The 20,130-nt window shown below is 71.3% G+C and carries 20 protein-coding genes; 1 reads left to right on the top strand and 19 read right to left on the bottom strand.

Annotation, left to right across the window (positions count from 1 at the left end; all coding sequences use genetic code 11):
• The 13 genes from metK to pyrR form a co-directional block, all read right to left on the bottom strand.
• The coding region (gene metK, locus ACLU3S_RS26610) for a methionine adenosyltransferase (protein WP_413954482.1) at window positions 1-1,025 on the bottom strand (1,025 nt) is incomplete at its 3' end.
• 248 nt (window positions 1,026-1,273) lie between these two features.
• On the bottom strand, window positions 1,274-2,476 hold the full coding sequence (coaBC, locus tag ACLU3S_RS26605; RefSeq protein WP_413954481.1) for a bifunctional phosphopantothenoylcysteine decarboxylase/phosphopantothenate--cysteine ligase CoaBC: 1,203 nt from the start codon (window positions 2,474-2,476) through the stop codon (window positions 1,274-1,276).
• Window positions 2,477-2,605: 129 nt separating this feature from the next.
• Window positions 2,606-2,878, bottom strand: a complete 273-nt coding sequence (rpoZ, locus tag ACLU3S_RS26600; protein ID WP_003982715.1) for a DNA-directed RNA polymerase subunit omega — start codon at window positions 2,876-2,878, stop codon at window positions 2,606-2,608.
• 53 nt (window positions 2,879-2,931) lie between these two features.
• Complete coding sequence (gmk, locus tag ACLU3S_RS26595; protein WP_413954480.1) at window positions 2,932-3,489, bottom strand: guanylate kinase; 558 nt, start codon at window positions 3,487-3,489, stop codon at window positions 2,932-2,934.
• Between the two features lie 61 nt (window positions 3,490-3,550).
• Entirely contained in the window at window positions 3,551-3,874 is a 324-nt protein-coding gene (locus ACLU3S_RS26590) for an integration host factor (RefSeq protein WP_003977346.1), read from the bottom strand.
• A 300-nt stretch (window positions 3,875-4,174) separates the two neighbouring features.
• Window positions 4,175-5,032, bottom strand: coding sequence for an orotidine-5'-phosphate decarboxylase (pyrF, locus tag ACLU3S_RS26585; protein WP_413954479.1), 858 nt, complete (start codon window positions 5,030-5,032; stop codon window positions 4,175-4,177).
• On the bottom strand, window positions 5,029-6,135 hold the full coding sequence (locus ACLU3S_RS26580; RefSeq protein ID WP_413954478.1) for a quinone-dependent dihydroorotate dehydrogenase: 1,107 nt from the start codon (window positions 6,133-6,135) through the stop codon (window positions 5,029-5,031). The genes pyrF and ACLU3S_RS26580 overlap by 4 nt, the downstream gene beginning before the upstream one ends.
• Window positions 6,136-6,191: 56 nt before the next feature.
• Entirely contained in the window at window positions 6,192-9,500 is a 3,309-nt protein-coding gene (carB, locus tag ACLU3S_RS26575) for a carbamoyl-phosphate synthase large subunit (protein WP_413954477.1), read from the bottom strand.
• On the bottom strand, window positions 9,493-10,635 hold the full coding sequence (carA, locus tag ACLU3S_RS26570; protein ID WP_413954476.1) for a glutamine-hydrolyzing carbamoyl-phosphate synthase small subunit: 1,143 nt from the start codon (window positions 10,633-10,635) through the stop codon (window positions 9,493-9,495). Before carA ends, carB begins: the two co-directional genes overlap by 8 nt.
• The gene (locus tag ACLU3S_RS26565; RefSeq protein WP_413954475.1) at window positions 10,632-11,192 is read right to left on the bottom strand and encodes a hypothetical protein; all 561 of its coding nucleotides are present in this window, start codon (window positions 11,190-11,192) and stop codon (window positions 10,632-10,634) included. Before ACLU3S_RS26565 ends, carA begins: the two co-directional genes overlap by 4 nt.
• On the bottom strand, window positions 11,189-12,475 hold the full coding sequence (locus tag ACLU3S_RS26560; protein ID WP_413954474.1) for a dihydroorotase: 1,287 nt from the start codon (window positions 12,473-12,475) through the stop codon (window positions 11,189-11,191). The genes ACLU3S_RS26565 and ACLU3S_RS26560 overlap by 4 nt, the downstream gene beginning before the upstream one ends.
• 5 nt (window positions 12,476-12,480) lie before the next feature.
• Window positions 12,481-13,452 (bottom strand): aspartate carbamoyltransferase catalytic subunit, encoded by a 972-nt coding sequence (locus ACLU3S_RS26555; RefSeq protein ID WP_413954473.1) that lies wholly within the window; start codon window positions 13,450-13,452, stop codon window positions 12,481-12,483.
• A gap of 90 nt (window positions 13,453-13,542) precedes the next feature.
• Window positions 13,543-14,112, bottom strand: a complete 570-nt coding sequence (pyrR, locus tag ACLU3S_RS26550) for a bifunctional pyr operon transcriptional regulator/uracil phosphoribosyltransferase PyrR (RefSeq protein WP_413954472.1) — start codon at window positions 14,110-14,112, stop codon at window positions 13,543-13,545.
• Window positions 14,113-14,364: 252 nt separating this feature from the next.
• Between pyrR and bldD the strand changes: the two genes are divergently transcribed.
• Window positions 14,365-14,868: a transcriptional regulator BldD gene (gene bldD, locus ACLU3S_RS26545; protein WP_014671524.1), complete on the top strand. Its 504-nt coding sequence runs from the start codon at window positions 14,365-14,367 to the stop codon at window positions 14,866-14,868.
• Between the two features lie 160 nt (window positions 14,869-15,028).
• Here the strand turns inward: bldD and nusB are convergent, their stop codons facing one another.
• From nusB to ACLU3S_RS26515, 6 genes are all read right to left on the bottom strand, one after another.
• Entirely contained in the window at window positions 15,029-15,463 is a 435-nt protein-coding gene (nusB, locus tag ACLU3S_RS26540) for a transcription antitermination factor NusB (protein ID WP_413954471.1), read from the bottom strand.
• 2 nt (window positions 15,464-15,465) lie between these two features.
• On the bottom strand, window positions 15,466-16,032 hold the full coding sequence (gene efp, locus ACLU3S_RS26535) for an elongation factor P (RefSeq protein ID WP_365649288.1): 567 nt from the start codon (window positions 16,030-16,032) through the stop codon (window positions 15,466-15,468).
• 44 nt (window positions 16,033-16,076) lie between these two features.
• The gene (locus ACLU3S_RS26530) at window positions 16,077-17,183 is read right to left on the bottom strand and encodes an aminopeptidase P family protein (RefSeq protein ID WP_413954470.1); all 1,107 of its coding nucleotides are present in this window, start codon (window positions 17,181-17,183) and stop codon (window positions 16,077-16,079) included.
• A gap of 95 nt (window positions 17,184-17,278) precedes the next feature.
• On the bottom strand, window positions 17,279-18,169 hold the full coding sequence (locus tag ACLU3S_RS26525; protein WP_413954469.1) for an AAA family ATPase: 891 nt from the start codon (window positions 18,167-18,169) through the stop codon (window positions 17,279-17,281).
• Between the two features lie 580 nt (window positions 18,170-18,749).
• On the bottom strand, window positions 18,750-19,841 hold the full coding sequence (gene aroB / locus ACLU3S_RS26520) for a 3-dehydroquinate synthase (RefSeq protein ID WP_413954468.1): 1,092 nt from the start codon (window positions 19,839-19,841) through the stop codon (window positions 18,750-18,752).
• Window positions 19,838-20,130: shikimate kinase (locus ACLU3S_RS26515; protein ID WP_413954467.1), on the bottom strand; the 293-nt coding region annotated here is incomplete at its 5' end. The genes ACLU3S_RS26515 and aroB, both read right to left, overlap by 4 nt.

Here is a 20,130-nt window from a genome sequence, read left to right as displayed (position 1 = left end):
TTCTCGTGGTCGACCTTGTGGGTGCCGAAGGTCTCGACGAAGAGGCCGACGGGCTCGGCCTTGCCGATCGCGTAGGCCACCTGGACCTCGCAGCGGGAGGCCAGGCCCGCGGCCACCACGTTCTTCGCGACCCAGCGCATCGCGTACGCCGCCGAGCGGTCCACCTTGGACGGGTCCTTGCCCGAGAACGCGCCGCCGCCGTGGCGGGCCATGCCGCCGTACGTGTCGATGATGATCTTCCGGCCGGTCAGCCCCGCGTCGCCCATCGGCCCGCCGATCTCGAAGCGGCCGGTCGGGTTGACCAGCAGCCGGTAGCCCTCGGTGTCCAGCTTGATGCCCTCGTCCAGCAGCGCCTTCAGCTCCGGCTCGACGACGAACTCGCGGATGTCGGGGGCGAGCAGCGACTCCAGGTCGATGTCGGAGGCGTGCTGGGAGGAGACGACGACCGTGTCGAGGCGGACGGCCTTGTCGCCGTCGTACTCGATGGTGACCTGCGTCTTGCCGTCCGGGCGCAGGTAGGGGATGGTGCCGTTCTTGCGGACGTCGGAGAGCCGCTTGGACAGGCGGTGCGCCAGGAAGATCGGCAGCGGCATCAGCGTCGGGGTCTCGTCGGACGCGTAGCCGAACATCAGGCCCTGGTCGCCCGCGCCCTGCCGGTCCAGCTCGTCGTCGTCGCCCTCGACCCGGGTCTCGTACGCCGCGTCCACGCCCTGCGCGATGTCCGGGGACTGCGCGCCGATGGACACCGACACGCCGCAGGAGGCGCCGTCGAAGCCCTTCTTGGAGGAGTCGTAGCCGATCTCCAGGATCTTGCTGCGGACGAGGGTCGCGATGTCCGCGTACGCCTTGGTGGTGACCTCGCCGGCCACGTGCACCAGGCCGGTGGTGATGAGCGTCTCCACGGCGACCCGGGAGGTCGGGTCCTCACGCAGGAGCGCGTCGAGAATGGTGTCGCTGATCTGGTCAGCGATCTTGTCGGGGTGACCCTCGGTCACGGACTCCGAGGTGAACAGGCGACGGGACACAACGCTCCCTGTGGTTGCAGCGGCTGCTGGCTGATCATTTGCGGACGACGCGGGGCTGCGCCCGGCGTCGGCCGTGAACAGTTTATCGGGCGCACTCGGCCGATGGGCCACCGTCTCGCCTCTCGGGAGCGCTGTGACCTGCGGCACGGGCATTCTGCACAACACCGGGCGGCCTGGCCAGGGTCGCCGCGGGCGATTTCGGCGTGGCGTGCACCTGCCGCCGCATTCGCCCGGACGCCCGCCGGGCCTTAGCCCAGGCGCCGTACGACCAGGTCCCAGACGGTGTCGGCCAGGGCCTCCTTGGGCCCGTGCGGGACCGGGGTCTCACTGCCGTCGGCGCCCAGCACGACGGCCTCGTTCTCCTCGGAGCCGAAGGTCCTGCGCTCCCCCACCTCGTTGACCACCAGGAGGTCGCAGCCCTTGCGGGCCAGCTTGGCGCGGCCGTTGGCCAGGACGTCGTCGGTCTCGGCGGCGAACCCGACGACCACCTGTCCGGGCCGGGCCCGGTCGGCGGAGATCTCCGCGAGGACGTCGGGGTTGCGCACCAGCACGACGGGGTCGGGGTCCTTGTCGTCCTTCTTCTTGATCTTGCCGGTCGCATAGGCCGCGGGGCGGAAGTCGGCGACGGCGGCCGCCATGACGACGGCGTCGGCGTCCGCGGCGGCCTTCAGGACCGCCTCGCGCAGCTGGACGGCCGTGCCGACCGGGACGACGTCCACGCCCGCCGGGTCGCGCAGGCCGGTGTTGGCCGCGACCAGCGTCACCCGGGCGCCGCGGGCCGCGGCCGTGCGGGCGAGGGCGTAGCCCTGCTTGCCGGAGGAGCGGTTGCCGAGGAAGCGCACGGGATCCAGGGGCTCGCGGGTGCCGCCGGCGGAGACGACCACGTGGCGGCCCCGGAGGTCGGGCTCGGTGACGCCCCGGGCGAGCACCCGGCGGCAGGTCTCGAAGATCTCCGCCGGGTCGGGCAGCCTGCCCTTGCCGGTGTCGACGCCGGTGAGGCGGCCGACCGCGGGCTCGATGACGAGGGCGCCGCGGCGGCGCAGCGTGGCCACGTTCTCCTGGGTTGCGGGGTGCTCCCACATCTCGGTGTGCATCGCCGGGGCGAAGACCACCGGGCAGCGCGCCGTGAGGAGCGTGTTGGTCAGCAGGTCGTCGGCCAGGCCGTGGGCGGCCTTGGCGAGTATGTCGGCCGTCGCCGGGGCCACCACGACGAGGTCGGCGTGCTGGCCGATGCGGACGTGCGGGACCTCGTGGACGTCGTCCCAGACCTCGGTGGCGACCGGGTTGCCGGACAGGGCGGACCAGGTGGCCGCGCCGACGAAGTGCAGGGCGGAGGCCGTGGGCACCACGCGCACGTCGTGGCCCGACTCCGTGAACCTTCTCAGCAGCTCACAGGCCTTGTAGGCGGCGATGCCACCGCTGACCCCCAGCACGACCCTCGGCTTGTCCACCGTGTCTCCCCGGACTCGACAACGTACGGCTCCATGACACACCACAGGCCCGGCAGCACGACTGCCGGGCCTGTGGACAAGTCAATCGCAGTCTGAAAATACTCCTGCGAAGTGCTCCTGAGCGACGTGCTACTGAGCGGGGCCCTCGACGGCCTCGGAGGTCAGCAGACCGGCGTTGATCTCGCGCAGGGCGATCGAGAGCGGCTTCTCGTGGACGTGGGTGTCGACGAGCGGACCGACGTACTCCAGGAGGCCCTCGCCGAGCTGCGAGTAGTACGCGTTGATCTGGCGGGCACGCTTGGCCGCGTAGATCACGAGGCTGTACTTCGAGTCGGTGGCCTCGAGAAGCTCGTCGATCGGCGGGTTGATGATGCCCTCGGGCGCGGTGATGGAAGAGGACACGCTCTACCTTCCGATGGGTGGAAAAGAATCGATCGTCGTGATCACAGTCACGATCACACAACGTCCATCAAGGCTAGCAGCTCGCGGGCCACGTCCTCGACGGAGGTGTTGACCAGGGTGGTGTCGAACTCCGGCTCGGCCGCCAGCTCGGTCCTGGCCGCCTCCAGGCGGCGCTCGATGACCTCGGGCGGCTCGGTCCCCCGGCCGGTGAGCCTGCGCACGAGCTCCTCCCAGGAGGGCGGAGCCAGGAACACGAGCTGGGCGTCGGGCATGGACTCACGGACCTGCCGGGCGCCCTGGAGGTCGATCTCCAGCAGGACCGGCTCGCCCTTCTCCAGCCGCTCCAGCACGGCCGCGCGGGGCGTGCCGTAGCGGTTGCCGGCGAACTCGGCCCACTCCAGCAGCTCGCCGTTGGCGATCAGCTTGTCCATCTCCTCGTCGGTGACGAAGAAGTAGTGGACTCCGTGCCGCTCGCCGGGGCGCGGCCTGCGGGTGGTCGCCGACACCGAGAGCCAGACCTCGGGGTGTTCCTTGCGCATATGGGCGACGACCGTGCTCTTGCCGACCCCCGAGGGGCCGGAGAGCACGGTCAGCCGCGGACGTTCACTCATGCAGCGATTATTCCAGCAATCCCGGAGTACCCGGGACTCCCGGTCCGGAGAAGGACCGGACTCAGGAGCCGGTGCTGCCGAACTCACGCTCCAGGGAAGCGATCTGGTTGGAGCCGAGACCCCGCACGCGGCGGCTCTCGGAGATGCCCAGACGCTCCATGATCTGCTTGGCGCGGACCTTGCCCACGCCCGGCAGCGACTCGAGCAGTGCGGAGACCTTCATCTTGCCGATGACGTCGTTCTCCTGGCCCTGCTTGATGACCTCGTGCAGGGAGGCGCCGGAGTGCTTGAGTCGATTCTTGACCTCGGCCCGCTCCCGGCGAGCCGCGGCGGCCTTTTCGAGCGCGGCTGCGCGCTGTTCAGGGGTAAGGGGCGGAAGAGCCACGCCTACGTCACCTCGGATGTCGAACTGTCGGATACGGACCGGTGAGGAACCTAGTCGCCCCACACCTGGGGAGCCACGAGCAACACGCTTCGCCCGCTCTCCCCCACTACCTGATGGGTGTGGGGGTGTCCCCACTGCTCGGAGACTAGCGGGCAAGTCCGCCGGAGTCAGCGAGAACAGCGGAAAAGTCCTGGTCAGCCTCCGTCAGGACAGACATTTTGGACATATTGCCCTCGATTTGAGGATGTATTCACACTCAAGTCGCCGCCGGACCGCTCACCCGGGCCCTCGCGAGAGGTCTCACGCGCCTGCCACGGCCGCCCGGATCTCCTCCGCGAACCGCCCGGCGGCCCCGCGCAGCGCCCCGGCGTCGGGGCCGTGCCGCAGCACGCCCCGGCTCACGTTGGGCACGACGTTGCGCACCGCCTTGCCGAAGACCCCCGGAAGATCCGCCGCGGTCGCGCCCTGGGCGCCGATGCCGGGCGCGAGCAGCGGACCGTTGATGTCCAGATCGTACGAGGACAGGTCGCCCAGCGTGGCACCGACGACCGCGCCGAAGGAGCCCAGCGGTTCCTCCCCCGCGTTCTCGGCCGCCAGGTGGGCCAGCATCGTCGCCGCGACGGTCCGGCCGTCGGCCCGGATCGCGTGCTGCACCTCGCCCCCCTCCGGGTTCGAGGTCAGGGCGAGCACGAACAGGCCGGCGCCGCTCTCCCGGGCCAGCGCCACGGCCGGGGCGAGCGAGCCGTAGCCGAGGTACGGCGAGACGGTCAGCGCGTCGGAGAACAGCGGGGCGTCCTGGTGCAGGAAGGACTCGGCGTAGGCGGCCATGGTCGAGCCGATGTCGCCGCGCTTGGCGTCCATCACGACCAGCGCGCCGGCCTGGCGCGCCTCCTGGACGCACATCTCCAGCACGGCCAGGCCGCGCGAGCCGAACCGCTCGAAGAAGGCGCTCTGCGGCTTCAGGACGGCCACGCGGTCGGCCAGGGCCTCGACAACCGTGCGGCTGAACCGCTCCAGGCCGGCCACGTCGTCGTTCAGGCCCCACTCGGTGAGCAGGGAGGCGTGCGGGTCGATGCCGACGCACAGCGGGCCGCGCTCGTCCATGGCGCGGCGCAGCCGGGCGCCGAAGGGCTCTCCGGAGTAGAGGTGGTGGGTCATGCGGGCTTCCTCACGTCGGCGCCGACCGCGGCGGCGAGGGTGGCGTACGGGCTGGTGCGCAGGCGGGCGGCGAGGCCCTTGTGGATCGCGCGGCACCAGAAGGGGCCCTCGTAGACGAAGGCGCTGTAGCCCTGGACCAGCGTGGCGCCGGCCAGGATGCGCTGCCAGGCGTCCTCGGCGGTCTCGACGCCGCCGACGCCCACCAGGGTGATCCGGTCGCCCACGCGCGCGTACAGGCGGCGCAGGACCTCCAGGGAGCGCGCCTTGAGGGGCGCGCCGGACAGGCCGCCGGCCTCCTTCACCAGTGCGGGCCGGGACCTCAGGCCGAGGCCCTCGCGCGCGATGGTGGTGTTGGTCGCGATGATGCCGTCCAGGCCCAGCTCGACGGCCAGGTCGGCGACGGCGTCGACGTCCTCGTCGGCGAGGTCCGGGGCGATCTTCACCAGGAGCGGGACGCGCCGGTTCGCGACCGTGCGGTCGGCCGCCTCGCGGACGGCGGTCAGCAGCGGGCGCAGCTGGTCCACGGCCTGCAGGTTGCGCAGTCCGGGCGTGTTCGGCGAGGAGACGTTGACGACCAGGTAGTCCGCGTACGGCGCGAGGCGCTCGGCGGACTTCACGTAGTCGGCGACGGCCTCGGCCTCCGGGACGACCTTGGTCTTGCCGATGTTGACGCCGACGACGGTCCTGAACACCGGCTCACGGGTCGCGAGACGGGCGGCGACGGCCAGCGAGCCGTCGTTGTTGAAGCCCATGCGGTTGATCAGCGCGCGGTCCGCGACGAGCCGGAACAGCCGCTTTCTGGGGTTGCCGGGCTGCGGCTCCCCCGTCACCGTGCCGATCTCGACGTGGTCGAAGCCCAGCATCGCCATCCCGTCGATCGCGACGGCGTTCTTGTCGAAGCCGGCCGCGAGCCCGAAGGGGCCGTGCATGCGCAGCCCGAAGGCCTCGGTGCGCAGCTCCTTGTAGCGCGGCGCCAGCGCCGCGGCGACGAAGGTGCGCAGCACGGGGACGCGGGCGGCGCGGCGGATCCAGCGGAAGGCCAGGTGGTGGGCCTTCTCGGGGTCCATCCGGGTGAAAACCAGACGGAAGAAGAGCTCGTACATGTCGGTGTGTCCTCATGAAGAGGGGGACACCGTTTCCGGTGTCCCCCTCGGGGCTGCTAGTCGCGGGCCGCGGTCAGGTGTTCCGCGTGTTCCTGGAGCGAGCGGACGCCCACGTCGCCGTGGTTGAGCGCGTCGATGCCCTGGACGGCCGCGGCGAGCGCCTGGACGGTCGTCAGGCACGGGACCGAGCGGGCCACGGCCGCCGTACGGATGTCGTAGCCGTCGAGCCGGCCGCCGGTGCCGTACGGGGTGTTGACGATGAGGTCGACCTCGCCGGCGTGGATGAGCTGGACGATGGTCCTCTCGCCGTTCGGGCCGGTGCCCTCGGACTGCTTGCGCACGACGGTGGCGTTGATGCCGTTGCGCTTGAGGACCTCGGCGGTGCCGGAGGTGGCGAGCAGCTCGAAGCCGTGGGCGACCAGCTCGCGCGCCGGGAAGATCATCGAACGCTTGTCGCGGTTGGCGACCGAGATGAACGCGCGGCCCTTGGTGGGCAGCGGGCCGTAGGCGCCGGCCTGCGACTTGGCGTACGCCGTGCCGAAGACGGAGTCGATGCCCATGACCTCGCCGGTGGAGCGCATCTCCGGGCCGAGGACGGTGTCCACGCCGCGGCCCTGGATGTCGCGGAAGCGCGACCAGGGCATGACGGCCTCCTTGACGGAGATCGGCGCGTCCAGCGGCAGTTCGCCGCCGTCGCCGTGCGCCGGGAGCAGGCCCTCGGCGCGCAGCTCGGCGATGGTCGCCCCCAGCGAGATCCGGGCGGCGGCCTTGGCCAGCGGCACCGCGGTCGCCTTCGAGGTGAAGGGGACCGTGCGGGAGGCGCGCGGGTTGGCCTCCAGGACGTAGAGGATGTCGCCCGCCATCGCGAACTGGATGTTGATCAGGCCGCGCACGCCGACGCCCTTGGCGATGGCCTCGGTGGAGGCGCGCAGGCGCTTGATGTCGAAGCCGCCGAGGGTGATCGGGGGCAGGGCGCACGCCGAGTCGCCGGAGTGGATGCCGGCCTCCTCGATGTGCTCCATGACGCCGCCGAGGTACAGCTCCGCGCCGTCGTAGAGGGCGTCGACGTCGATCTCGATGGCGTCGTCCAGGAAACGGTCGACGAGGACCGGCCGGGAGGGGCTGATCTCGGTCGACTCGGCGATGTACGCCTCCAGGCGGGTCTCGTCGTAGACGATCTCCATGCCGCGCCCGCCGAGGACGTAGGAGGGCCGGACGAGGACCGGGTAGCCGATCTCGTCGGCGATGGCCTTGGCCTCCGCGAAGGTGGTGGCCGTGCCGTGCTTGGGGGCGGGGAGCCCCGCCTCCGCGAGGACGCGGCCGAAGGCGCCGCGGTCCTCGGCCGCGTGAATGGCCTCGGGGGACGTGCCCACGATCGGCACGCCGTTGTCCTTCAGGGCCTGCGCGAGACCCAGCGGGGTCTGGCCGCCCAGCTGGACGACGACGCCCGCGATCGGACCGGCCTGCCGCTCGGCATGCACGATCTCCAGCACGTCCTCCAGCGTCAGGGGCTCGAAGTACAGCCGGTCGGAGGTGTCGTAGTCCGTGGAGACGGTCTCCGGGTTGCAGTTGACCATCACGATCTCGTACCCGGCGTCGGACAGCGCGAAGGAGGCGTGGACGCAGGAGTAGTCGAACTCGATGCCCTGGCCGATGCGGTTGGGGCCGGAGCCCAGGATGATGACCGCGGGCTTCTCGCGCGGGGCGACCTCGGTCTCCTCGTCGTAGGAGGAGTAGAAGTACGGCGTCTGCGCGGCGAACTCGGCGGCGCAGGTGTCCACCGTCTTGTAGACGGGGCGGATGCCGAGCGCGTGCCGGACCTCGCGGACGACGTCCTCGCGCAGGCCGCGGATCTCGGCGATCTGCTGGTCGGAGAAGCCATGCCGCTTGGCCTCGGCGAGCAGGTCTTCGGTCAGCTCGGGGGCCTCGGCCAGCTCGTCGGCGATCTCCTTGATCAGGAAGAGCTGGTCGACGAACCATGGGTCGATCTTCGTGTGCTCGAAGACCTCCTCCGGGGTGGCGCCCGCGCGGATGGCCTGCATGACGGTGTTGATCCGGCCGTCGGTGGGCCGTGCGGCCTGTTCGAGGAGGCCCTGCTTGTCGCCGGGCTCGCCGACGAAGGTGAACTGGCTGCCCTTCTTCTCCAGCGAGCGCAGCGCCTTCTGGAAGGCCTCGGGGAAGTTGCGGCCGATGGCCATGGCCTCGCCGACCGACTTCATGGTGGTGGTGAGCGTGGAGTCGGCCTGCGGGAACTTCTCGAAGGCGAAGCGCGGGGCCTTGACGACCACGTAGTCGAGCGTGGGCTCGAAGGAGGCCGGGGTCTCCCGCGTGATGTCGTTCGGGATCTCGTCCAGGGTGTAGCCGACGGCCAACTTGGCGGCGATCTTGGCGATCGGGAAGCCGGTGGCCTTGGAGGCGAGCGCCGAGGAGCGGGAGACGCGCGGGTTCATCTCGATGACGATCACACGGCCGTCCTCGGGGTTGACCGCGAACTGGATGTTGCAGCCGCCGGTGTCGACGCCGACCTCGCGGATGACGGCGATGCCGATGTCGCGCAGGGTCTGGTACTCGCGGTCGGTCAGCGTCATCGCCGGGGCGACGGTGATCGAGTCGCCGGTGTGGACGCCCATCGGGTCGAAGTTCTCGATGGAGCAGACGACCACGACGTTGTCGTGCTTGTCGCGCATCAGCTCCAGCTCGTACTCCTTCCAGCCGAGGATGGACTCCTCCAGGAGCACCTCGGTGGTCGGGGAGAGCGTGAGGCCCTGGCCGGCGATGCGGCGCAGCTCCTCCTCGTCGTGCGCGAAGCCGGAGCCGGCGCCGCCCATGGTGAAGGACGGGCGGACGACGACCGGGTAGCCGCCGAGGGTCTCGACGCCCTTGAGGACGTCGTCCATGGAGTGGCAGATGACCGAGCGGGCGGAGTCGCCGTGCCCGATCTTCCTGCGGACCTCCTCCACGACCTCCTTGAACTGGTCGCGGTCCTCGCCCTTGTGGATCGCCTCGGGCTTGGCGCCGATCAGCTCGACGCCGTACTTGGCCAGGACACCGTTCTCGTGCAGCGAGATGGCGGTGTTCAGGGCCGTCTGGCCGCCCAGGGTCGGCAGGAGCGCGTCGGGGCGCTCCTTGGCGATGATCTTCTCGACGAACTCGGGGGTGATCGGCTCGACGTAGGTGGCGTCGGCGATCTCCGGGTCGGTCATGATCGTCGCGGGATTGGAGTTGACGAGGACCACGCGCAGGCCCTCGGCCCTGAGCACGCGGCACGCCTGGGTGCCGGAGTAGTCGAACTCGGCGGCCTGGCCGATGACGATCGGGCCGGAGCCGATGACCAGGACGGACTGGATATCGGTGCGCTTAGGCACGCTGGCCCTCCATCAGGGAGACGAAGCGGTCGAACAGGTAGGCGGCGTCGTGCGGGCCTGCCGCCGCTTCGGGGTGGTACTGGACGGAGAAGGCCGGCTGGTCGAGCAGCTGCAGCCCCTCCACGACGTTGTCATTGAGGCAGACGTGGGAGACCTCGGCGCGCCCGAACCTGGTGTCGCTCACCCGGTCGAGCGGCGCGTCCACGGCGAAGCCGTGGTTGTGCGCGGTGACCTCGACCTTGCCGGTCGTGCGGTCCTGGACCGGCTGGTTGATGCCCCGGTGGCCGTACTTCAGCTTGTAGGTGCCGAAGCCGAGCGCGCGGCCGAGGATCTGGTTGCCGAAGCAGATGCCGAACAGCGGGGTCTTCCGCTCCAGGACGGCGCTCATCAGCGCGACCGGGCCGTCCGCGGTCGCCGGGTCGCCGGGGCCGTTGGAGAAGAACACACCGTCCGGGCCCACGGCGTAGATCTCGTCGGCCGTGGCGGTCGCGGGCAGCACGTGCACCTCGATGCCGCGCTCGGCCATGCGGTGCGGGGTCATGCCCTTGATGCCGAGGTCGATGGCGGCGACGGTGAACTTCTTCTCACCGATCGCGGGGACGACGTACGCCTCGTGGGTCGCGACCTCCTCGTAGAGGCTCGCGCCCTTCATGGGGGGCTGGGCCTGCACGCGCGCGAGGAGCTCGCTCTCGCGGGCGATCGCCTCGCCGGAGAAGATGCCGGCGCGCATCGAGCCGCGCTCGCGCAGGTGCCGGGTGAGGGCACGGGTGTCGATGCCACGGATGCCGACCACGCCCTGCCGCTCCAGCTCGTCGTCCAGGGAGCGCTTGGCACGCCAGTTGGACGGCACGCGCGCGGGGTCGCGCACGACGTACCCGGAGACCCAGATCCGCCCGGACTCGTCGTCCTCGTCGTTCCAGCCCGTGTTCCCGATCTGCGGGGCGGTCGCGACGACGATCTGCCGGTCGTACGACGGGTCGGTCAACGTCTCCTGGTAGCCGGTCATGCCGGTGGAGAACACGGCCTCGCCGAAGGTCTCCCCCACGGCCCCGTAGGCGCGGCCGCGGAAGATGCGGCCGTCCTCCAGGACGAGTACGGCGGGAACCCTGGCGGCTCCCCTGGTGGAGGTCGTCATCGTGCGCCTTCCGTGTGGTTGGTCATCTCGTTCAGGGCGTCGACCCACTCGGGGTGCTCGGCCGCGTGGTCGGAGCGGAAGCCGGAGTCGATCAGCTTGTCGCCGTGCGCCCAGGTCACCACCAGCAGGCCGCCCTCGGTGAGGACCTTGCCGGCGATGCCCTTGTCCAGCCGGGCGCCGCGCAGCGCGTCGGCGGGGATGAAGAAGTCGCTCGCCCCGGGGCGTTCGACCTCCAGGCCCGCGTCCGTCAGGGTGAGCTCGGCCAGGCTGCGGGTGCCCAGGCCGTGGGCCACGATGCGGTCCAGCCACTGCCCGGCGGTGGTGGAGCCGTGGTAGCGGCCGCTCATCGTCAGTTTCGCCTCGCCGGGCCGCTGCGGCGCGGTGTGCAGGGCGGGGATGTCGCTCTGCAGGGCGCCGCGCCACTTCCAGCCCTCGCGCATCAGCCAGTAGACGAGCGCGACGAAGAGCAGGAGTCCGACCAGCCAGCCGACACGCGCCGGCCAGTCGGTGACCTCGGCCGACCTCTTCGCCTCTGCCAGCAGGATTTCAGGTGTCACGTCAGCTTCCCGTCGACGAGCGTCGCCTTGCCCCGCAGCCACGTGTGCGTGACACGGCCCGGCAGCTCACGCCCCGCGTACGGGGTGTTGCGGCTGCGCGAGGCGAAGCCCGCGGGGTCCACCTGGCCACGGTATGCCGTGTCGACGAGGGTGAGGTTGGCGGGCTCACCGGCCGAGACGGGACGGCCGTGCCCGGTGGCCTGTCCGATCTGCGCGGGCCTGACGGACATCCGGTCGGCGACGCCGGCCCAGTCCAGCAGGCCCGTGTCGACCATGGTCTCCTGGACCACTGACAGCGCGGTCTCCAGGCCGACCATGCCCATGGCGGCCGCGGCCCACTCGCAGTCCTTGTCCTCGTGCGGGTGCGGGGCGTGGTCGGTGGCGACGATGTCGATCGTGCCGTCGGCGAGCGCCTCGCGCAGGGCGTGCACGTCCCGCTCGGTGCGCAGCGGCGGGTTGACCTTGAAGACCGGGTTGTAGGTGCGCACCAGCTCGTCCGTGAGGAGCAGGTGGTGCGGGGTGACCTCGGCGGTGACCCGGATGCCGCGGGACTTGGCCCAGCGGACGATCTCGACGCTGCCGGCGGTCGAGAGGTGGCAGATGTGCACGCGGGAGCCGACGTGGTCGGCGAGCAGGACGTCCCGGGCGATGATCGACTCCTCGGCGACGGCCGGCCAGCCGCCCAGGCCCAGCTCGGCGGAGACGATCCCCTCGTTCATCTGGGCGCCCTCGGTCAGCCGGGGCTCCTGCGCGTGCTGGGCGACCACACCGCCGAAGGCCTTCACGTACTCCAGCGCGCGACGCATGATCACCGCGTCGTCCACGCACTTGCCGTCGTCGGAGAAGACGGTGACACCGGCGGCCGACTCGTGCATGGCGCCCAGTTCTGCGAGCTTCTTGCCCTCCAGGCCGACGGTGACGGCGCCGATGGGCCGCACGTCGCAGTAGCCGTGCTCCCTGCCGAGCCGCCAGACCTGCTCGACGACGCCTGCGGTGTCGGCGACCGGGAAGGTGTTGGCCATGGCGAAGACGGCGGTGTAGCCGCCGCTCGCCGCCGCGCGCGTGCCGGTCAGGACCGTCTCGGAGTCCTCGCGGCCCGGCTCGCGCAGGTGGGTGTGCAGGTCGACCAGGCCCGGCAGCAGCACCCGGCCGGCCGCCTCGACGACGTCGGCGCCCTCGGCGGACAGCCCGGTGCCCACCTCGGCGATGGTCTCGCCGTCGATCAGGACGTCCTGCGGCTCACCGCCGAGCACCTTCGCACCACGGATCAGGATCTTGCTCATGGGTCTTACTTCTCCTCAGTGCGGGTCTGGGCGGGCTCGTTGCCACCGAGCAGCAGGTACAGCACGGCCATCCGGATGGAGACGCCGTTGGCGACCTGCTCGACGGCGGTGCAGCGGTCGGAGTCGGCGACCTCGGCGGTGATCTCCATGCCGCGCACCATCGGGCCGGGGTGCATCACGATGGCGTGCTCGGGCAGCTTGGCCATGCGGTCGCCGTCGAGGCCGTAGCGGCGGGAGTACTCGCGCTCGGTCGGGAAGAAGGCGGCGTTCATCCGCTCGCGCTGGACGCGCAGCATCATCACCGCGTCGCACTTGGGCAGCGCGCTGTCGAGGTCGTACGACACCGCGCACGGCCAGGTCTCGACGCCGACCGGGAGCAGGGTGGGCGGCGCGACGAGGGTGACCTCGGCGCCGAGGGTGTGCAGCAGGTCGACGTTGGAGCGGGCGACGCGGCTGTGCAGGACGTCGCCGACGATGGTGACGCGCCTGCCGGACAGGTCCTGGCCGAGGCCCGTGTCCCGGCCGACCAGGCGGCGGCGCATGGTGAAGGCGTCGAGCAGGGCCTGGGTGGGGTGCTGGTGGGTGCCGTCGCCGGCGTTGATGACGGCGGCGTCGATCCAGCCGGAGTTGGCCAGGCGGTACGGGGCGCCGGAGGCGCCGTGCCGGATGACGACGGCGTCGACGCCCATGGCCTCCAGGGTCTGGGCCGTGTCCTTCAGGGACTCGCCCTTGGACACGCTGGAGCCCTTGGCGGAGAAGTTGATGACGTCCGCGGAGAGGCGCTTCTCGGCGGCCTCGAAGGAGATCCGGGTGCGGGTGGAGTCCTCGAAGAAGAGGTTGACGATCGTGCGGCCGCGCAGGGTCGGCAGCTTCTTGATCGGCCGGTCGGCGACCCGGGCCATCTCCTCGGCGGTGTCGAGGATCAGGACGGCGTCGTCGCGGGTCAGGTCGGCGGCCGAGATGAGATGACGCTGCATCTGTCAGGCTCCGTAAGGCAGTTCATTCAGGAGATTCGGGGCAGACCGGCGCGTGCGCGGGCACGCCGAAGCGGCCGTGCGCCGGACTTGCTACTGGTCGGCCTTGACACCGAGCAGCACGGTGTCGCGACCGTCCTCCTCGGCGAGCTGGACCTTGACCGTCTCCCGCAGCGACGTGGGGAGGTTCTTGCCGACGTAGTCGGCGCGGATGGGCAGTTCGCGGTGGCCGCGGTCGACCAGGACCGCGAGCTGCACCGCGCGCGGGCGCCCGATGTCGTTCAGGGCGTCGAGGGCGGCGCGGATGGTGCGGCCGGAGAAGAGCACGTCGTCGACGAGGACGACCAGCTTGCCGTCGATGCCGTCACCGGGGATCTCGGTGCGGGCCAGCGCACGCGGCGGGTGCATGCGCAGGTCGTCGCGGTACATGGTGATGTCGAGCGAGCCGACCGGGATCTTGCGGTCGGTGATCTGCTCCAGCTTGGCGGCGAGCCGCTGGGCGAGGAAGACACCCCGGGTGGGGATGCCGAGGAGCACCACGTCGTCGGCGCCCTTGGCGCGCTCGACGATCTCGTGGGCGATGCGGGTCAGCACCCGCGCGATGTCGGGGCCTTCGAGAACGGGCCGCGCATGCGGGTGCGCGGGCATGTCGCGCTTGTCCATACGAAACGGACCTCCTTCTCCGCCTCACGGGACGGACCTTAAAGGACGTCGGATTTGCGCCATCCACCGTAGCAGGTCACCGGGTCGCCCCCGATCACCCCCTTGGCTCAGTCCGTCGTCACTACCACGGAAGAGTCGGTGTGGACCATTCGGCTTGACGCACCAGAGTCACGCTGCGTAACCTCACAGTGAGTTACCAGCCGCGCGGCGGAACACCAGCCGGCCGCGTCGACACAGTGTCCGGGGAGCTATATGTCCAGCGAATACGCCAAACAGCTCGGGGCCAAGCTCCGGGCCATCCGCACCCAGCAGGGCCTTTCCCTCCACGGTGTCGAGGAGAAGTCCCAGGGGCGCTGGAAGGCCGTGGTGGTCGGATCGTACGAGCGCGGTGACCGCGCCGTGACCGTGCAGCGTCTTGCCGAGCTGGCCGATTTCTATGGCGTTCCGGTGCAGGAGCTCCTGCCGGGCACCACGCCCGGCGGCGCCGCCGAGCCGCCGCCGAAGCTGGTCCTCGACCTGGAGCGGCTGGCCACGGTGCCGGCCGAGAAGGCGGGGCCCCTGCAGCGCTACGCGGCGACGATCCAGTCCCAGCGCGGCGACTACAACGGCAAGGTGCTCTCCATCCGCCAGGACGACCTGCGCACCCTCGCCGTCATCTACGACCAGTCCCCCTCGGTCCTCACCGAGCAGCTGATCAGCTGGGGCGTCCTGGACGCGGACGCGCGCCGCGCGGTGGCGACGCACGAAGAGGCCTGACGGCCCGGGACCTCAGCAGAAACGTGCCGCCGGGATGGCCGGAACCTCGCGGTTCCGGTCCTTCCGGCGGCCTTTTCGTCAGCGGCTGAGCCGGCACGACACACGCGGAAGGGCCCGCGGCACCGGTGTGCCGCGGGCCCTTCCGATGCCGTAGCGGGCTCTACGCCTCGTCCCGGCGCAGGGACGGCTTGAGCTCCTTCAGACGGCCCAGCAGGCCGTTGACGAACGAGGGCGACTCGTCCGTGGAGAACTCCTTCGCCAGCTGCACCATCTCGTCCAGGACGACGGCGTCCGGGGTCTCGTCGACCCAGATCAGCTCGTACGCGCCCAGCCGCAGGATGTTGCGGTCGACGACCGGCATCCGGTCGAGCGTCCAGCCGACCGCGTACTGGGCGATCAGCTCGTCGATGCGCTTCGCGTGCTCGGCGTAGCCCTCGACGAGCTGCATCGTGTACTCGCTCACCGGCGGCTGCCGGGTGTCGGTCCGGGACAGCCGGATCCAGTCCGCGAGGACCGTCAGGACGTCGGCTCCGCGCTGGTCGCCCTCGAAGAGGATCTGGAAGGCGCGCTTGCGGGCCGTGTTGCGGGCAGCCACGGTTAGCTGTTCACCCGGCCGAGGTAGTCGCTCGTGCGGGTGTCGACCTTGATCTTCTCACCGGTGGTGATGAAGAGCGGAACCTGGATCTGGTGGCCGGTCTCCAGCGTGGCGGGCTTGGTGCCGCCGGTGGAGCGGTCGCCCTGCACGCCCGGCTCGGTCTCGGCGATGGTCAGCTCGACGGCGGCCGGCAGCTCGACGAAGAGCACCTCGCCCTCGTGCTGGGCGACGGTGGCCGTGAAGCCCTCGACCAGGAAGTTGGCGGCGTCACCGACGGCCTTGCGGTCGATGTGCAGCTGGTCGTAGGTCTCCATGTCCATGAAGACGAAGTAGTCGCCGTCCATGTACGAGAACTGCATGTCGCGCTTGTCGACAGTGGCCGTCTCGACCTTGACACCGGCGTTGAAGGTCTTGTCGACGACCTTGCCGGAGAGCACGTTCTTGAGCTTGGTGCGCACGAAGGCCGGGCCCTTGCCGGGCTTGACGTGCTGGAACTCGACGACGGACCACAGCTGGCCGCCTTCGAGCTTGAGCACCATGCCGTTCTTGAGGTCGTTCGTGGAAGCCACGGTTGCGGAATCTCCTGGACTGACGTACGACCCCGGGTCACGCGCTACAGCGCGAGCAGCTCCTTGGTCGTGATGGTGAGTAGCTCGGGTCCGCCGTCCGCCTCGGGGCGTACGACGAGCGTGTCATCGATCCGGACGCCGCCCCGGCCCGGGAGGTGGACCCCCGGTTCGACGGTGACCGGCACGCAAGCGTCCAGTTTACCCATGGCCGCGGGAGCCAACTGCGGGTCCTCGTCGATTTCGAGTCCCACACCGTGTCCGGTCAGCGGCGGCAGCGCCTCCGCGAAGCCCGCGGAGTCCAGCACCTGGCGTGCCGCGCGGTCCACGTCGCGGTAGGCGGCGCCGGGAGCCAGGGCCTCGCGGCCGGCGCGCTGTGCGGAGAAGACGAGGTCGTAGAGCTGGATCTGCCAGTCCGCGGGCGAGGTGCCGATGACGAAGGTGCGCCCGATCTCGCAGCGGTAGCCGCGGTAGGTGGCGCCGAGACAGACGGACAGGAAGTCGCCCTCCTCCACCCGCCGGTCGGTGGGGCGGTGTCCGCGGCGGCCTGAGTGCGGCCCGGTGGCGACGGACGTCGGGAAGGCCGGGCCGTCGGCGCCGTGGTCGACCAGGCGCCGCTCCAGCTCCAGCGCGAGGTGGCGCTCGGTGCGGCCGACCAGGATGGACTCCAGGAGCTCGCCGAGGGCCTGGTCGGCGATCTCGGCGCCGATGCGCAGGCAGGAGATCTCCTCCTCGTCCTTGACGACCCTGAGCTGCTCCACGGCCCCGCCGACGTCGGTGAGGCGCAGCCGTGGGGCGACGGTGGCGAGGGCCCGGTGCCGGCTGACCGTGAGGTGGTGCTCCTCCACGGCCAGGGAGTCCGCGCCCTGGCCCGCGGCGAGGCCGGCGGCCACGACGGCGGGGTCGCCGGCGGGGGCGGGCAGGACGTGCACCGGGAGGCTCTCGTCGGGGCGGCCTTCGTAGGGGCGGTCCTCGGGCGGGACCGCGCACACCAGGAGGTCCTCGCGCCTGCCGAGGAGCAGGACGGAGTCCTGCGGGGCGGCGGCGGCGAGGTAGCGCACGTTGGCGGGGCGGGTGACGAGCGCTGCCGCGGTGCCCGCCGCGGTGAAGTGGTCCCTCAGCCGGGATCGGCGGTTCGCGTACACCTCTGACATGAGATGAGCGTAGGAGTTTTGTCCGGATTGTGCCGACCGAGGAGGGCCGAGTGGGGTCTTCCGGCAGGTCGCGCGAGACGCCGTCACGCCCAGGGCTACCAGCTCGGCGGGCTCGCTATCGCTCTGGCCAGGACCTCGTCCAGGACCCTCGCCGTGCTGGGGACGTCCAGCTGGGAGTTGTCGATGATCGGCAGGCCCGAACCGTACCAGCCGGCCATGCGGCCGTGGATGCGGGCCACCTCCTCGTCGGTGAGGCGCCGGTTGCCGGTGCGCTTGGCGTTGCGCTCCAGGACGACGTCCAGGCCGGGCAGCAGGACGACCGGGAGCAGGCCGGGGCCGACGTGCCGCTTCCAGCCGCCGAGGCCGACGACCGGGCGGTCCGGGAAGACGGCGTCGTCGAGGATGCAGGAGATGCCGTTGGCCAGGAAGTTCCGGGCGGCGAAGCCGCAGGTGCGGCGGGCGAGGCGGTACTGGGCCTCGGAATTGTCGTTCCAGCCGGACTGGGGGTCGGCGAAACCGGAGCGGACCCATTCGCGCACGTCGTCCAGGCTGATGTGGGCCGTGGGCACGCGACGGTGGTCCGCCCAGTACTTGGCGACGCTGGTCTTACCGGCGCCGGCGGGGCCGATGAGCAGGACGGCCAGGGTGGCGGACGTCGGGTCGGGGACCGCGGCCGGGGTCGGCCCCACCGAGGGCACGCCGACCGGCCCGCCGGGCGGCAGGGGCACATGACCGGTGCTGTCGGCCGCCGCCGGCCCGGGCACGTGGCGTGGCGCCGGCACCTGCGGAGGCACTGCCGACGGCACGGGACCGACCGGAGCCGCAGGCTGGGGAGCGGGACCGGAGGGGCCCGGGGACCGCGGGGCCGGCGCCCCGGGGCCGGAGGCCGGGGGCTGCGGAGGTGTCTGCGGCACGGGTCCGGAGGACCGCGGGGGCTGCGGGGGTGCCTGCGGCACGGGTCCGGAGGGCCCCGGGGGCTGCGACATCGGTGACGCAGGACCCTGGACCGGAGGCCGCGGAGGTGCGGGTGGCACGGGTCCGGAGGGGGCCGACGGCTGCGATACCGGAGGCTGCGAAGACGCCGCCGACACAGGACCGGAGGAGCCCGGGAGCTGCGGGGCCTGCGGTACAGGGCCGGAAACCGGAGGCTGCGAAGGTGCCGGCGAGACAGGACCGGAGGAGCCCGGGGACTGCGAGACCGGGGACTGCGAAGGCACCGACGACACGGGTCCGGAAGAGCCCGGAAGCTGCTGCGGTACGGGGCCGGAGGCCGGAGGCTGCCCGGGGGCCGGGGGGAAGGGGGTGGATTCCTGGGGCGGGCCCGGGTGGTGGGCGGCCGGCTGCCGGCCGGTGTGCGGCTCGTGCCCCGGCGGCAGCGGAAACCCCACTGCGTGCTGCATCCGTTGCCACTCCGTCTCGTACAGGCAGTTGGTGCCGGGAGCGGGGGCGTGACCCGTCCCTACCGAACGGTACCGTCCCCGGCCGTCGTTCGGTGAAACGGCCGGGGGCGGCCCGAAGTGCCCGATGCGCTGCGGGAAGTGTCGCGGACGGGGGTCCTTTCGGGACTTACTGGCCCACTTCCCCGTAGGCGGCCAGCAGGACGGCCGGGTCCGGGCCCTCCAGAACGGTCGGCTTGGCCAGCCCGTCGAGGACGATGAACCGCAGCAGGTCGCCGCGGGACTTCTTGTCGACCTTCATCGTCTCCAGCAGCTTGGGCCACTGGTCGTAGCGGTAGTGCAGCGGCAGCCCGACCGACTCCAGGATCGCCCGGTGCCGGTCCGCGGTCGCGTCGTCCAACCGGCCCGCGAGCCGGCCGAGTTCGGCGGCGAAGTGCATGCCGACCGCCACCGCGGCGCCGTGCCGCCACTTGTAGCGCTCGTTCTTCTCGATGGCGTGGCCCAGCGTGTGGCCGTAGTTCAGGATCTCCCGGCGGCCGGACTCCTTCAGGTCCGAGGAGACCACCTCGGCCTTCACCCGGATCGACCGCTCGATCAGCTCGGCCGTGTGCGCGCCCGCCGGGGTACGGGCGGCCTCGGGGTCGGCCTCGACAAGGTCCAGGATCACCGGGTCGGCGATGAAGCCGGCCTTGATGACCTCCGCGAGCCCGGAGACGTAGTCGTTGACCGGGAGGGAGTCCAGCGCGGCCAGGTCGCACAGGACGCCGGCCGGCGGGTGGAAGGAGCCCACCAGGTTCTTGCCCTCGGCGGTGTTGATGCCGGTCTTGCCGCCCACGGCCGCGTCCACCATCGCGAGGACGGTCGTCGGGACGGCGATCCAGCGCACCCCGCGCAACCAGGTGGCGGCCACGAAGCCCGCGAGGTCCGTCGTCGCGCCGCCGCCGACGCCGACGATGACGTCGGAGCGGGTGAAGTGCGACTGGCCGAGCGCCTTCCAGCAGTAGGCGGCGACCTCGGCGGTCTTGGCCTCCTCCGCGTTCGGCACCTGGATGGCGATCGCCTCGTAGCCCTGCTCGGCCAGGTCGGCGCGCAGCGCGTCACCGGTCTCGGCGAGGGCCTCGGGGTGGATCACCGCGACCCGCTTGGCCTTCGGGCCGACCAACCCGGCCAGCTCGCCGAGCAGTTGACGGCCGACCAGGACCTCATAGGGGTCGGTGCCCGCCGTGCCGGCGACCTGGATGCGGGTGACTGCCTCGCTCATACTTCCTTCAACTCCAGTGCGTCCAGCGCTGCTTGGGCGACCTCTTCGGGGGTGCGGCCGTCCGTGGCGACGACGGCGGTGGCGACCTCCTCGTACAGGTGCCGCCGGGCCTCCATCAGCTCGCGCCACTGCTTGCGCGGGTTGACCGCGAGCAGCGGCCGGGCCACGTTCAGGCCGGTGCGCCTGACGGCCTCGTCCACCTCCATCGAGAGGTAGACGACGCGGTGTTCGGCGAGCAGGGCACGGGTGTCCGCGTCGAGGATCGCGCCCCCGCCGAGCGCGAGGACGC

Origin of the sequence: Streptomyces sp. AF1A, assembly GCF_047340315.1 — a bacterium.
Lineage (GTDB): Bacteria > Actinomycetota > Actinomycetes > Streptomycetales > Streptomycetaceae > Streptomyces.
Note: the sequence above shows the minus strand (reverse complement) of the source record. Positions and strands in the feature narration are given on the sequence as shown.

Coding starts and splice junctions, on each gene's coding strand:
- gmk (WP_413954480.1), bottom strand. CDS start 3,489: ATGAGTGAACGTCCGCGGCTGACCGTGCTCTCCGGCCCCTCGGGGGTC.
- pyrF (WP_413954479.1), bottom strand. CDS start 5,032: ATGACCCACCACCTCTACTCCGGAGAGCCCTTCGGCGCCCGGCTGCGC.
- ACLU3S_RS26580 (WP_413954478.1), bottom strand. CDS start 6,135: ATGTACGAGCTCTTCTTCCGTCTGGTTTTCACCCGGATGGACCCCGAG.
- carA (WP_413954476.1), bottom strand. CDS start 10,635: ATGACGACCTCCACCAGGGGAGCCGCCAGGGTTCCCGCCGTACTCGTC.
- ACLU3S_RS26560 (WP_413954474.1), bottom strand. CDS start 12,475: ATGAGCAAGATCCTGATCCGTGGTGCGAAGGTGCTCGGCGGTGAGCCG.
- ACLU3S_RS26555 (WP_413954473.1), bottom strand. CDS start 13,452: ATGCAGCGTCATCTCATCTCGGCCGCCGACCTGACCCGCGACGACGCC.
- pyrR (WP_413954472.1), bottom strand. CDS start 14,112: ATGGACAAGCGCGACATGCCCGCGCACCCGCATGCGCGGCCCGTTCTC.
- bldD (WP_014671524.1), top strand. CDS start 14,365: ATGTCCAGCGAATACGCCAAACAGCTCGGGGCCAAGCTCCGGGCCATC.
- ACLU3S_RS26530 (WP_413954470.1), bottom strand. CDS start 17,183: ATGTCAGAGGTGTACGCGAACCGCCGATCCCGGCTGAGGGACCACTTC.
- ACLU3S_RS26525 (WP_413954469.1), bottom strand. CDS start 18,169: ATGTCGCAGCCCCCGGGGCCCTCCGGACCCGTGCCGCAGGCACCCCCG.
- aroB (WP_413954468.1), bottom strand. CDS start 19,841: ATGAGCGAGGCAGTCACCCGCATCCAGGTCGCCGGCACGGCGGGCACC.